Consider the following 12,646-nt stretch of genomic DNA (forward strand, 5'->3'; position numbering starts at 1 on the left):
GCTCACTCCCTGTACAGCATCGGTAAAAGTGTCTAGATGGCTAGAAATCTATAATAAAGTGCCTGAGCTGTCATCAATCCTTTGAGTTCGGGATCGGGTTTGTCTAGCATAACCGCCATAAGGGAGGGCGTTTCTGACCATGGCAGGAATCAAGATCTCGGTGGACAGGTTGCAAGTGGGTAACTACGTCTCGCTGCCCCTAGGGTGGCGCGAGCACCCTTTTCTTTTCTCCAGCTTCCTTATCAAGGAGCCGGAGCAGATAGAGCTTATCCGTCGGCTTGGTCTCAAGCAGGTCGTGATCATGCCCGACAAGAGCGAGGCGCCCCCCAAGCCCTTGCAAGAGTCTCAGAGCGCCCCGCCGTGTGATGCCTCTGTGCTCGAGGCCCAGCAGAAGGCGATGCAGGAAGAGAAAGAGCGGCGCATTGCCCAGTTGCAGAAGTATCGCCGCGAGCTGCAGCAGTGCGAGAAGCATTTTCAGCAATCCCTGGCGCAGGTGCGCGGGGTGATGAACAAGATCCAGAGTCGCCCCCTCAACGCCATCGCCGACGCCCACGAGCTGGTGGGGGCCATGACCAAGCAGCTGATGTCGGTGGACGAGATGGTGCTGCACCTGGTCTCGGGCGGGGAGGACGAGAACAACCTCTACTTCCACTCGCTCAACGTCTGTGTGCTTAGCATGTTGCTGGCCAAGGAGTGCGGCATGGAGGCGAACGAGATCAATCTCGTCGGCCTCGGCGCCCTGTTCCACGACATCGGCAAGCTGAAGATCCCGAGCCACATACTGCGCAAGACCGAGCCCCTGACCCAGCCGGAGATCAATCTGATGGCCCAGCATCCGCGCTATGGGCTGGATCTGCTCTCCCTGGCCAAGGATTTCCCCGATGCGGCCAAGGGGATAGTGCTGCGTCACCACGAGCGGCTCGATGGCTCCGGTTACCCGGAGGGGCTCAAGGGGGATCAGATCGACCCGCTCTCTCAACTGGTGGGGCTGGTCAATGAGTACGACGACCTCTGCCACCACAGGGGCAAGGTCCCCTATTCGGCGCTGAGCGGGCTCTACAAGCAGAAGGCGGTTCAGTATAACGAGCATTATCTGACCCGCATGGTGCGCCTGCTCGGCCTCTATCCACCCGGCAGCGTGGTGCAGCTCTCCGACGGTCGGGTGGGGCTGGTGATGTCTATCAATGCCTCGCGCCTGCTCTATCCTTCCGTGCTCATCTATGATGCGGCCGTGCCCCGTCACGAGGCGGCCATCATCGATCTGGAGCACGTCGGGCTCTCCATCGCCAAGGTGATCTCGCCCCGGCGGCTGCCACCGGCCATCTTCGAATACCTCAACCCGCGCACCCGCATCAGCTATTACTTCGAGCACAGCTCGAACTGAGGTCCCTATGCACATTGAACTGGTGAGTACCGGTGATGAGATCGTCACCGGCCTGGTGGTCGACACCAATGCGTCCTGGCTGTCGGCCCTCTTGCTGGAGCAGGGGTGGCAGGTGCGTCGCCGTCATACGGTGGGGGACGATCTGGCCGAGATAGGTTGTGTATTGGCCGAGGCGGCGGCGCGCAGCGATCTGGTGATCGTCTGTGGTGGACTGGGACCGACATCGGATGACCTCACCGCCGAAGCGGCGGCCATGGCCTTCAACGCCCCTCTGGCGCTGAGCGATGCCTGGCTCGAGACGATTCGCGAGCGTTATGCCAGCCGGGGCAGGGCCATGCCCGAGAGCAATGCCAAGCAGGCCTGGCTGCCGGGGGGGAGCCACCTCATACCCAATCCGGTGGGAACGGCTTGTGGCTTTATGCTGCAGATGGGGCGCTGTCGTCTCTATTTCACGCCGGGTGTGCCGTTCGAATTCAAGCAGATGGTGCAGACCCAGATCCTGCCCGAGCTGGCGGCGGCACGGGAGATGACACTGCGCCGCTTCTATACCTTCGGGGTGGCCGAGTCGGCCCTGGGGGATCGGCTCGATACGCTGGTCTGGCCCCAAGGGGTGACGCTGGGGTATCGCTCCAGCATGCCCATCATAGAGCTCAAGCTCATCGGACGCGGGGTCGATGAGGTGGCGATGGCTCAGGCCGAAGCCCAGCTGCTGGCGGTGATCTCTCCCTGGCTGGTGGGAGAGGGAGACGAGCAACCCTGGGAGCAGATCCTGGCGGCACTGACGGGAAGGCGCCTGCATCTGCTGGAGGGGGCCAGTGGGGGGGCTCTGCAACGGCTCTGTCGCGACTACCCGCAGCTGCATGCCCGCTTTGAGGCGGGGCTATCGGCCGATCCGGCCGGGTTGCCCACTCTGTCCGATGCTCTGTCGCTGCTGGTCGGTGGTGAGAATGAGCAGGGGGTGGCCCTCTGTCTGCAAGAGGGGGAACGCCGTTTCGAGCAGGTGCTGAGGATCCAGCATCCGGATCGGGCGAGCCGGGAGCGCCTCATCGCCTTCTGCGCCCTCGACATGTTGCGTCGCCATCTGGCCGGTGAGTCTCCCTTTGGCGACTATCAGACCATTATCCGTCAGTCGACGCGGGTGGCATAAAAAAGGCGCAAAGTCATAAAAAAGCGGGAGGCATGAGCCTCCCGTTTTGTTCCCTGCGGTGGGGATCAGTGCAGACCCGCCACGTATTGGGAGAGCACCTTGATGTCGTCGTCGGTCAGCTTCTTGGCCACGTCGCGCATCATGCCGTTAGGGTCATTGTCGCGGGTGCCGGCGCGGAAGGCTTCCAGCTGGGCCTTGATGTAGGCCGGGTGCTGGCCGGTCAGGTTCGGGTACTTGGCCTGCTCGAGACCCTCACCACGGGGACCGTGGCAGGCGATACAGGCGGCCAGGCCGCGAGACATGTCACCGCCCATGTAGAGGGCGCGACCCTTAACCACCACCTCGTCGGGCACAGGAACCGGCGTGCGCTCCTGGCTGCCGAAGTAGGCGGCCAAGTCGTCCATGTCCTGCTCGGAGAGCGGCATGGCCATGGGGCCCATGATGGGAGAGGCACGACCGGCTGCACCGGAGGCAGCCGCCTTCAGCTCCACCAGCTGTTTCTTGATGTAGGAGGGGTGTTGACCGGCGATCTTGGGATAGATGTCGGCGGGGCTGTTTCCGTCAGCACCGTGGCAGGCAACACAGATGGCGGACTTGGTCTGGCCTGCAGCGGCATCTCCCGCAGCCTGTGCCGCGCCGGTCACGCCTGCCAGCAAGGCAAGGGTAATGGCTAGGTTCTTCATGGCGTTCCAACTTCTCGTTATAAGGCTTCCAGATCCCATGCCGCTGAAGGCATGTTAAAATGTGTGTTTAAGCGACGCTATTTTACACCATTTCACAAAAAAGTAACTCCATAACCCGCTCTTTCAATGGGGAATTTACCTTGGATAAACAAGTTTTGAATTTTCGCAAGGTGCACTTCGTGACCAGTGCTCCTGACATCCGCCATCTGCCGAATGATGGTGGTGTCGAGATCGCGTTCGCGGGGCGCTCCAATGCGGGTAAATCCTCGGCGCTCAACACGCTTACCCAGCAGAAGAACCTGGCCCGCACCAGTAAGACGCCGGGACGTACCCAGCTCATCAACCTGTTCGAGCTGGAGCCGGGCAAGCGGCTGGTGGACCTGCCGGGTTATGGCTATGCCCAAGTGCCGCTCGAGATGAAGATCAAGTGGCAGAAGAACCTGGCCGAGTACCTGCAGCGCCGTGAGTCCCTCAAGGGGTTGGTGATCCTGATGGATATCCGCCACCCCCTCAAGGAGACAGACCAGAACATGCTGGAGTGGAGTGCCCACCGCAAACTCCCCGTGTTGTTATTGCTGACCAAGGCGGACAAGCTCAACCCGGGCCCGCGCAAGACCCAGCTGCTCAAGGTGCGCAAGGACGTGGCGGCGCTGGGGGATCACATCCGGGTCGAGGCCTTCTCGTCGCTCAACAACATCGGCGTCGAGACTTTGGCCGAGGTGCTGACCGACTGGTACCTGGGCGAGCAGGCCGAGGATCTGCCGACCGAGGTGATCGCCGAGTAAGGGGATCCATCGAGATAAACCAAGGGGGCCTATGGCCCCCTTGTCGTTTTTGTGGCGTGGGCCACACCATGTTGAGCTGCCTCATTTGAGGCTTTGTTGGGTTCTGGTAAGCTGGCCGCGCTTTCAGGCTCCGGCTTAGTGAGGGGCCTTGTCTATTACATGGAAGAGAAACATGCAGAAGCGATTTCTGGCTGTGGTGGTGCCCGCCTTGCTGGTTCACGGTATGGCCCAGGCCGCGGTAGAAAACACCTGGTATGCGGGTGGCAAGATGGGTTGGTCCAACTACTACGGGGTGGAGCTGGATCCGGGTATTGAGCAGTTGTTTGAGCGGTCCGGCAAGAGCAATACCAACTCAGATGATCTCGGCGTTGGTGGATTTATCGGCTATCAGCTCAATGCCAATCTGGGGTTTGAACTGGGTTATGACTGGTTGGGCACGTATCAGCGTCATAACGAGGGGGTCGGCTATTCGCTGCATGGCGAGGGTCAGGCTCAGATGCTGCAAGCCACCATGCGAATTTCCGGTGCGGCCAGCGATCGACTCGATATCTATGGTCGCCTGGGCGGCGCCTATGCCTGGACCGATAGCGACATCTCGGCAGTATCGTCTCTTGGCAGCGCCAACGCTCAAGCCAGCGAACACAGCCCCGCATTTGTCGGCGCACTGGGGGTTGAATACACCATTGATGCCAATTGGGCCGCTCGACTCGAATATCAATACACAACCCCGCTTGGTAATACTGATCTGAACAAGAGTGGCATCGAGATGGATAATGGCCTGCTCGCATTCGGCATGCTTTATCGCTTTGGTCCCCAGGACAGGAGCCAGGCGGTGCCGGTTGAAGTGGCACCGCCGGTTGCACCGGCACCGGCTACTGTCGTTATCCCCAAGCGTTTCACCCTCAGCTCGGATGTACTGTTTGAGTTTGACAGTGCTCGCCTCAAGCCCGCAGCCAGCGGTGAGTTGAACCGTCTCTTCGAGCAACTGGTGGCGGCCAATCCGCAGGATGGGGCAGCGCGAATCATGGGATTTACGGATCGCTTGGGCAGCGATAAGTATAACCAGCGCCTCTCCGAGCAACGGGCTCAGGCTGTTGCCAATTACCTGATTGGCAAGGGGCTGGTGGCCAGCAAGGTGATTGTCGAAGGGCATGGCGCGCAGGAGCCTGTCACCGCAGGCACCTGCCAGCAGAGCGCCAAGCCGTCGCTGATCGCTTGCCTAGCGGCGGATCGCCGCGTTGAAGTCAGTCTGGAAGGGGTTGCACAGCCCTAATCGGACCTCATAAAAAAAGGCGGTGGAACACTCCACCGCCTTTTTTATTATCCGCTACGACGTCTATTCCCGTTCTTTCACATAAGGCGTACCGAGCGCCTTGGGTGCCACCGCCTTGCCGATAAAGCCGGCCAGCAGGAACACGGTCAGCACATAGGGCAGTGACTCGATGAACTGCACCGGGATGGCAAAGTCACCGATAGAGACACCCTGTAGCCGGATGGCCACGGCGTCGAGGAAGCCGAACAGCAGACAGGCCGCCATGGCATTCCACGGGCGCCACTTGCCGAACACCAGGGCCGCCAGAGCCATAAAGCCCTTGCCCGCGCTCATGTTGGGGATGAACTGGGCGGTCTGGGCTACCGAGAGGTAGACGCCGCCAAGCCCCGCCAGCAGGCCGCCGATAAACAGAGCGCTGTAGCGCAGACGCACCACTGAGATGCCGGCGGTGTCGACCGCTGCCGGCGCCTCGCCCACCGCCCGCAGACGCAGGCCGAAGCGGGTGCGAAACAGCACCCACCAGGCGAGCGGTACCACGGCGAAGGCGGCGTACTCGAGCAGGGAGTGGCCACTGAGCAACTCGCTGTAGAGCTGACCAACGACAGGCACGTCGTAGAGCTCCTTGGCGTAGGGCAGATCGATCGGGGCGAAGCGGGCATCGCCGGAGAGCGCCGGGGTCTGCCCGCCCTGATCGAACCAGAAGCGCCCCAGGGTGACGGTCAGGCCGGCTGCCAGAATGTTGATGGCCATGCCGCTCACTACCTGGTCACCCCTGTGGGTGATGGTGGCGAAGCCGTGCAGCAGGGCGAGCAGGATGGAGATGCCCACCCCCGCCAGCAGGCCAACCCAGGCCGAGCCGCTGACGGCCGCCGCTGCGGCGCCGGCAAAGGCGGACGCCAGCAGTTTGCCCTCGAGGGCGATGTTGACCACGCCGGATCGCTCGCAGAACATGCCGGCCATGGCCGCCAGTATGAGGGGCGGTGCGGTGCGGACGGTGGCATCCAGCATCAGGATCAGAATCTCGAACATGATTTATGCCTCCTTGCGCGCGGCCAGCGCCAGATAGATCTGCTCGACCCGCGGACGCAGCATGTGCTCCAGCGCGCCACAGAACAGGATCACCAGACCCTGCAGCACCACCACTATGTTACGGTCGACCCCAAACTCGAAGCTGAGTTCGGCGCCCCCCTGATAGAGGAAGCCAAACAACAGGCTCGCCAGGATCACCCCGACCGGGTGGTTACGTCCCATCAGGGCCACTGCGATACCGGTGAAGCCGAACCCCTCTACGAAGTTGAGCTTGATCTGGTGCAGCTCCCCTTGCAGCACGTTGAGGGCGAAGAAGCCCGCCAGCATGCCGGAGATGAGCATGGTGATGATCACCACGCGCGGGTAGGGGATGCCGGCGTAGGCCGACGCGCTCTGGCTGGCCCCGACCGAGCGGATCTCGTAGCCCCAGCGGGTGTGCCAGATGAAGAGCCAGACCAGCAGGGCACAGATCAGCGCCCAGAAGAAGCTGATGTTGAGAGGGCTGCGCACCATCTCTATGCCCACCATGGCGGCCAGATCGTTCATCTTGGGCAGCCAGCTCGCCTCGGCGAAGACCCGGCTCTCGGTCGCCATGGAGCCCGCCGGCTTGAACACCTCCACCAGCAGGTAGGCCATGATGGCCGAGGCGATGAAGTTGAACATGATGGTGGTGATGACGATATGGCTACCGCGCTTGGCCTGCAGCCAGGCCGGGATGAAGGCCCAGGCCGCACCAAACAGGCCGCCGGCTATGATGGCGAGCGGCAGCAGCAGGGCAAACGGCAGCACGTCGCCAAGCAGCAGACAGACCAGGCCAACCCCGAGGCCACCCATGTAAGCCTGTCCCTCACCGCCGATGTTGAACAGACCGGCGTGGAAGGCCACCGCCACCGCCAGACCGGTGAAGATGAAGCCGGTGGCGTAGTAGAGGGTAAAACCTATCCCCTCTTCGCTGCCAAAGGCGCCGGTCCACATGATCTTGGCCGCGTCGAGGGGGTTAATCTCCAGATAGCTGAAGAGGATGGCCGACACCAGGAAGGCCAACAGGACGTTGAGGGCCGGAAGCAGGCCAACCGAGACCCACCCCGGAATGCGTGCTTTGCTCATGATTGTGCCTCCTGGGCGATCTCGTCGGGGACTATGTTGGCCATCATCAGGCCCAGGGTCTTCTCATCGGCCCGGGCGGCATCGAGCTCGCCCACGATGCGGCCATCGGCGATGACCAGGATGCGGTCGGAGAGGCTCATGATCTCGTCGAGCTCCACCGAGACCAGCAGCACGGCCTTGCCCTTGTCGCGCATGGCGATGACCTGCTGGTGGATATACTCGATGGCCCCGATATCGACCCCGCGGGTGGGCTGGCCCACCAGCAGTACTTGCGGGTCCTGCTCCACTTCGCGGGCGATCACCAGCTTCTGCTGGTTACCACCGGAGAAGTTGGCGGTCTTGAGGGTCGGGATGGGGGGGCGCACGTCCCACTTCTCCATCTTCTCCTGACACTCTCGCAGGATGGCGTCCTTATCCTGCAGCAGACCCTTGTTGTAGTCGGGCAGGTGATGGTAGCCGAGGATGTAGGCCTCCTGGGCCTCGAAGCGGTTGATCAGCCCCATCTTGTGGCGATCCTCCGGCACGTGGCCGAGCCCCATGGCACGCACGGCGCGGGCACTGGCCGGATGGGCCTGATCGACCCTGTGCTGGGCTATGGTAAAGCCGCCCTTGCTGGGCTTGAGGATGCCACCGAGCAGGCTGAGCAGTTCGGACTGGCCATTGCCGGAGACGCCGGCGATGCCGACTACTTCCCCGGCACGAACCTGGAAGTTGACCGACTTGACCCGCTCCACCCCGCTGCCATCCACATAGCTGAGGTTGTCGACCAGCAGCAGGGGCTCGCCCGGGTTGGCGGGCTGCTTGTCGACCTTGAGGCGTACCTTGCGCCCCACCATCAGCTCGGCCAGCTGCTCCTTGTCGGTATCGCAGGTCGCCACGTGATGCACCATTTCGCCGCGGCGCATGATGGAGACCTGGTCTGTGATGGCCATGATTTCGCGCAGCTTGTGGGTGATGAGGATGACGGTGGTACCCTGGTCGCGCAGTTTTTTCAGTACTTCGAAGAGGTGATCGGCCTCTTGCGGGGTGAGCACGCCGGTCGGCTCGTCGAGGATCAGGATGCGGGCACCGCGATAGAGCGCCTTGAGGATCTCAACCCGTTGTTGCAGCCCTACCGGCAGGTTCTCAATCTTCTCGTGCAGCGGCACTTCGAGACCATAGTCCCGGGCCAGCTCGCCGAGCAGCTTCTCGGCGGTGGCCTGGCTCTGCCCCAGATGCCACCCCTGCTCTGCGCCCAGGATGACGTTTTCCAATACGGTGAAGTTATTCACCAGCATGAAGTGCTGGTGCACCATGCCGATACCGGCCTGGATGGCCTCCTGCGAGCCGTGCGGCTTGAAGGGTTGGCCGAAGATACGCATTTCGCCGTTGTCGGCGTGGTAGAAGCCGTAGATGATGCTCATCAGGGTCGATTTACCGGCCCCGTTTTCACCTACTATGCCGTGGATCGAGCCACGGCGAACCTGCAGGTCGATATGCTTGTTGGCGTGAACATCGCCGAACCGCTTATCGATACCGCTCAATTCGATGGCATAGCGATCTGTCTGGTCCATGATGCAATCCTTGCGAGTCATGAAAAAGAGTTGGAGAGGCCGGCCAATTGGCCGGCCTGTTCAGGTGAGATTAGTACTTGCAGGAGTTGTCGGACATGTAGTCGTGGACCTGGATCTTGCCGGCGATGATGTCAGCCTTGATGGCGTCAGCTTTGGCCTTCATCTCCGGGGTGATCAGCTTCTCGTTGTACTGGTCCAGAGCCCAGTCTACACCGCCCTCGGCCAGGCCCAGGGCCTGGATACCGGGTTTCCAGGTACCCTTGGCGGCGTCATCCCAAGTCTTGTAGGCGGCCAGGCCCACGGACTTGACCATGGAGGTCAGCATGGTGCCCGGTTGCAGGTGGTTCTGGTTGGAGTCGACGCCGATGGCCAGCTTGCCTTCGTCCTTGGCGGCCTGATAGACACCGATGCCGGTACCGCCAGCGGCGGCATAGACGACGTCAGCACCCTTGGCGAACTGAGACTTGGCCAGTTCGGCACCCTTGGCCGGGTCAGCAAATGCGGCCGGGGTGGAGCCGGTCATGTTCTGGAACACTTCCATCTTGGGATTGACGTACTTGGCACCCTGCTCGTAGCCGCACTGGAATTTGCGGATCAGCGGGATATCCATGCCGCCGACGAAGCCGACCTTGCCGGTCTTGGAGGCCATGGCCGCCAGGGCGCCAACCAGGAAGGAGCCTTCGTGCTCCTTGAAGACGATGGACTGCACGTTGGGCTTGTCGACCACCATGTCGATGATGGTGAACTGGGTGTTGGGGAATTCGGTAGCGGCCTTCTCAACGGCGGAACCCATGTTGAACCCGACCGCGACGATGGGGCCGTTGCCACGGCTGGCCAGACGGCGCAGACCCTGCTCGCGCTGAGCTTCGTTCTGGGGTTCGAACTCTTTGACCTTGACTCCCTTGTCCTTGTTGTAGACCTCGACGCCGTTACGGAACACGGCTTCGTTGAACGACTTGTCGAACTTGCCTGCGGTGTCGTAGATGACGGCCGGCTCGGAGGCGGCCTGGGCGGAGAGAGCAGAGAGGGTGAGGGCGGCTACGGTGGCCAGCTTGAGTACTTTAGTCACGATCTTATCCTTGATTGTTATGGGGTCCGCTACCTGCCTGGGCAGGCATACCTGCTTGCGCGGTTTACTCTAAGTGAGCTGTTTGCAGGGTCAAGGGAATAGTACAGGAAAAACGTTTTCGCTAACGGTTTGAATTTTAAACCATAGTTCTCATAAGTGGCTGTTTTTAGGCGAGTTGGTCGGGGATTGAATGTTGGTAAAGTGGCAGTTTTGGAGGTTTTATCAACACAATCAACAGCTTGTGTGAAACGTTTGTATTGCTGGCAAAATAATGAGGGCTAAAAGCCCTCACTCTGATCACAGGGAGCGGAAGGGGCGCTTCTTCTCCTCTTCGATGACGATCGCCTCCAGATTGATGACCCGCTCCTGCAGCTTGAGCAACTCCTCTCGCAAGGCGTCCACCTCGACCCGCTGACGGCCATTGAGCCCCTGCTGCTTGGCGCGGGTGCGCAGATAGTCAAAACCCAGGCTGATCAGCACGATCAGCACAATCCCTGTCCACATGGTCATAACGTCTCCTGACGAAGCTAAGGTTACTCCCCTGTTGTGACACAGGTGCGAGGCCGAGTCACCACTCCGTTTGGAGTGGGTGTCGTTGGGGTCAAGCGCCCTGGCCGGCGTCCAGAGCCCGCTCGTCCCTCGGTTCCCCCTGGGTGAGGGTTCGGATCACTCGGGCCGGGTTGCCCACCGCCACGCTGTCGGCGGGAATGTCCCGGGTGACCACGGCGCCGGCGCCAATGACGGAGCGTGGCCCTATGGTGACGCCGGGGCAGAGGATGGCCCCACCGCCGATCCAGCAGTCGTCGCCTATGTGCACCGGCTTGCCAAACGCCTCCCAGCGGCGCCGATCCCGGTAGTCCATGGAGTGGGTGGCGGTGTAGATCTGCACGTTGGGGGCGAGCAACACATGGCTGCCGATGTGCACCTCGCAGACGTCGAGAATGGTGACGTTGAAGTTGAAGAAGGTCTTCTCGCCGATGTGGATGTTACGACCGAATTCGCAGGTGAAGGGGGTGCTTATCCAGCATGAGTCGGGGCAGTGGCCGAACAGCTCGCGGCACAGTGCCTGGCGTTCGGTCTCCTCGCCGGCAGGGGTGGCGTTGAGTCGGCTCAGCAGCGCCTGGCCGCGGATCCGGTCGTTTGCCACTTCCTCGCTGCTGCTGTCGAGCAGTCCCCCGGCCAATATCTTGTCCCAGTCGCTTGCCATCACATTCTCCTGCTGCTTGGTGATGGCTCCGCATTATGACCAAAGCGGTGCGGCGTCACCACCCCAGCAGAGGTATGCAGACGAGGGCAGAGAGCAGATAGGGGAGCAATACCCGCCAGCCGAGCCCACGCCCACCAATGACCAGCGCCAGCCCTCCCTTGATGAGAGAGTTGATAAAACCGGCCAGCAGGATGGCGCGCGTCGCCACCTCCAGGTTCAGCTCCCGGCTGGCCAGGTGGGCCAGAGAGAGGGTGATGGCGTCCACGTCGGCCAGCCCAGATGCCGCGGCCAGCAAATAGACCCCCGAGCTCCCCACCGTCTGCTGCAACAGGGTGGCGAGAAAGCCGATGATGGCGAGCAGGAGGCCAAACTTGAGGGCCGTGGCCAGCTCGAGGGGGTTGCGGGTCTCGGGTTGGACCGGCTCGGGGGCCTCCTCCCGGCGATACCAGAACCAGAAGGCGCAGCCGTAGATGACCAGGGCCAGGGTAATCAGGGGCCAGGTGAGCTGGCGGGCCAGCGGCGGGTAGACCACCAGGGTGAGGGCCCAGACCCGCAGCCACATGGTGGCGCTGGCGAGCAGGATGCCGTTGGCCAGCAGCCGTTCCAGGCCATTTTGCTCCCGATTGAGGCGGGAGAACTGCAGGGTGAGGGCGGTCGAGGAGGCAAACCCCGCCAATATGCTGGTGAGCACCAGCCCCTTGCGGGTGCCCACCAGGCGCACCGCGAAGTGGCCGCAAAACGAGATGGCGGCGATCATCACCACCATCAGCCAGATCTTGAAGGGGTTGAAGGCCTGCAAGGGGCCTATCTCCTCGTTGGGCAGCACAGGCAGCAACACCAGCGAGATGAGCAGGAAGCGCAGGGTGGCGTGAAACTCGGTCTCGCTCAGGAACAGCATCCCCTGATGTATCTCTCCCTTGAGCCCCATCAGCAGGGCTGCCAGCACGGCGCAGGCGACCGCCTCGGTGGGGCCGAGCAACACCGCCATCAGGCCGAGCAGGTAGGTGAGCACCATGGCCACCGAGCTGGTGAGGCCGAACTCCCCCTGCCAGCGCAGGGAGAGCCACACCGAGAGGGCCACGCCGCCCAGTATGGCCAGCAGACCGAGCAGGGGGAGGCTGCTGCCCAGTGAGGGGAGCAGCAGGCCGCAGGCGCCGCCGAGCAGGCCGATGAGGCCATAGGTACGCATGCCGGCGATGCGCTGGTTATCCTCCAGCCGGCGGGTCTGCCAGCCACGTTCCAGCCCTATGATGAGGCCGATGGCCAGTGACACCAGGGCGCCGTAGAGGGGGGTATCGCTGAACTCCATCTCGCTCTCCCTTGTACCCGTTTGCCTCATGATGGCACAGGCGGCAGGGGGCAGACGTGCCCCCGATCACGTCCGGCAGTCGAGGCGGGCGGTGAAGATC

At 62.0% G+C, this 12,646-nt stretch carries 12 protein-coding genes; 4 read left to right on the top strand and 8 right to left on the bottom strand.

Annotated features, from left to right (window positions below; all coding sequences use genetic code 11):
* The first annotated feature begins 139 nt into the window (after positions 1–139).
* Positions 140–1,384 carry an HD-GYP domain-containing protein gene (locus BN1121_RS04710; protein WP_005354258.1) on the top strand — a complete coding sequence of 415 codons (1,245 nt, stop codon included), beginning with the start codon at positions 140–142 and terminating at the stop codon, positions 1,382–1,384.
* Positions 1,385–1,391: 7 nt separating this feature from the next.
* Entirely contained in the window at positions 1,392–2,531 is a 1,140-nt protein-coding gene (locus tag BN1121_RS04715; RefSeq protein ID WP_005354261.1) for a molybdopterin-binding protein, read from the top strand.
* Positions 2,532–2,596: 65 nt separating this feature from the next.
* On the opposite strand, the gene BN1121_RS04720 is transcribed toward BN1121_RS04715, so the two are convergent.
* Positions 2,597–3,214 carry a c-type cytochrome gene (locus BN1121_RS04720; RefSeq protein WP_005354263.1) on the bottom strand — a complete coding sequence of 206 codons (618 nt, stop codon included), beginning with the start codon at positions 3,212–3,214 and terminating at the stop codon, positions 2,597–2,599.
* Between the two features lie 140 nt (positions 3,215–3,354).
* On the opposite strand from BN1121_RS04720, the gene yihA reads away from it, so the two are divergent.
* Both yihA and ompA read left to right on the top strand, forming a co-directional pair.
* Positions 3,355–3,999 carry a ribosome biogenesis GTP-binding protein YihA/YsxC gene (gene yihA / locus BN1121_RS04725; RefSeq protein ID WP_043157656.1) on the top strand — a complete coding sequence of 215 codons (645 nt, stop codon included), beginning with the start codon at positions 3,355–3,357 and terminating at the stop codon, positions 3,997–3,999.
* Positions 4,000–4,171: 172 nt separating this feature from the next.
* Positions 4,172–5,272, top strand: a complete 1,101-nt coding sequence (ompA, locus tag BN1121_RS04730) for a porin OmpA (protein WP_005354267.1) — start codon at positions 4,172–4,174, stop codon at positions 5,270–5,272.
* A 63-nt stretch (positions 5,273–5,335) separates the two neighbouring features.
* Here ompA and BN1121_RS04735 read toward each other — a convergent pair whose 3' ends face one another.
* The 7 genes from BN1121_RS04735 to BN1121_RS04765 form a co-directional block, all read right to left on the bottom strand.
* Positions 5,336–6,301: an ABC transporter permease gene (locus BN1121_RS04735; RefSeq protein WP_005354270.1), complete on the bottom strand. Its 966-nt coding sequence runs from the start codon at positions 6,299–6,301 to the stop codon at positions 5,336–5,338.
* 3 nt (positions 6,302–6,304) lie between these two features.
* Positions 6,305–7,408 carry an ABC transporter permease gene (locus BN1121_RS04740; protein ID WP_005354272.1) on the bottom strand — a complete coding sequence of 368 codons (1,104 nt, stop codon included), beginning with the start codon at positions 7,406–7,408 and terminating at the stop codon, positions 6,305–6,307.
* Positions 7,405–8,961 (bottom strand): ABC transporter ATP-binding protein, encoded by a 1,557-nt coding sequence (locus BN1121_RS04745; RefSeq protein ID WP_005354274.1) that lies wholly within the window; start codon positions 8,959–8,961, stop codon positions 7,405–7,407. The genes BN1121_RS04740 and BN1121_RS04745 overlap by 4 nt, the downstream gene beginning before the upstream one ends.
* A 70-nt stretch (positions 8,962–9,031) precedes the next feature.
* Positions 9,032–10,030 carry a BMP family lipoprotein gene (locus tag BN1121_RS04750; RefSeq protein WP_005354276.1) on the bottom strand — a complete coding sequence of 333 codons (999 nt, stop codon included), beginning with the start codon at positions 10,028–10,030 and terminating at the stop codon, positions 9,032–9,034.
* A gap of 297 nt (positions 10,031–10,327) precedes the next feature.
* Entirely contained in the window at positions 10,328–10,540 is a 213-nt protein-coding gene (locus tag BN1121_RS04755) for a hypothetical protein (RefSeq protein WP_005354277.1), read from the bottom strand.
* Between the two features lie 91 nt (positions 10,541–10,631).
* Positions 10,632–11,237 carry a sugar O-acetyltransferase gene (locus tag BN1121_RS04760; protein ID WP_005354279.1) on the bottom strand — a complete coding sequence of 202 codons (606 nt, stop codon included), beginning with the start codon at positions 11,235–11,237 and terminating at the stop codon, positions 10,632–10,634.
* A gap of 55 nt (positions 11,238–11,292) precedes the next feature.
* Positions 11,293–12,546, bottom strand: coding sequence for an MgtC/SapB family protein (locus BN1121_RS04765; protein WP_005354284.1), 1,254 nt, complete (start codon positions 12,544–12,546; stop codon positions 11,293–11,295).
* Positions 12,547–12,646 lie beyond the last annotated feature (100 nt).

It is taken from the genome of Aeromonas diversa CDC 2478-85 (assembly GCF_000819805.1).
GTDB lineage: Bacteria > Pseudomonadota > Gammaproteobacteria > Enterobacterales > Aeromonadaceae > Aeromonas > Aeromonas diversa.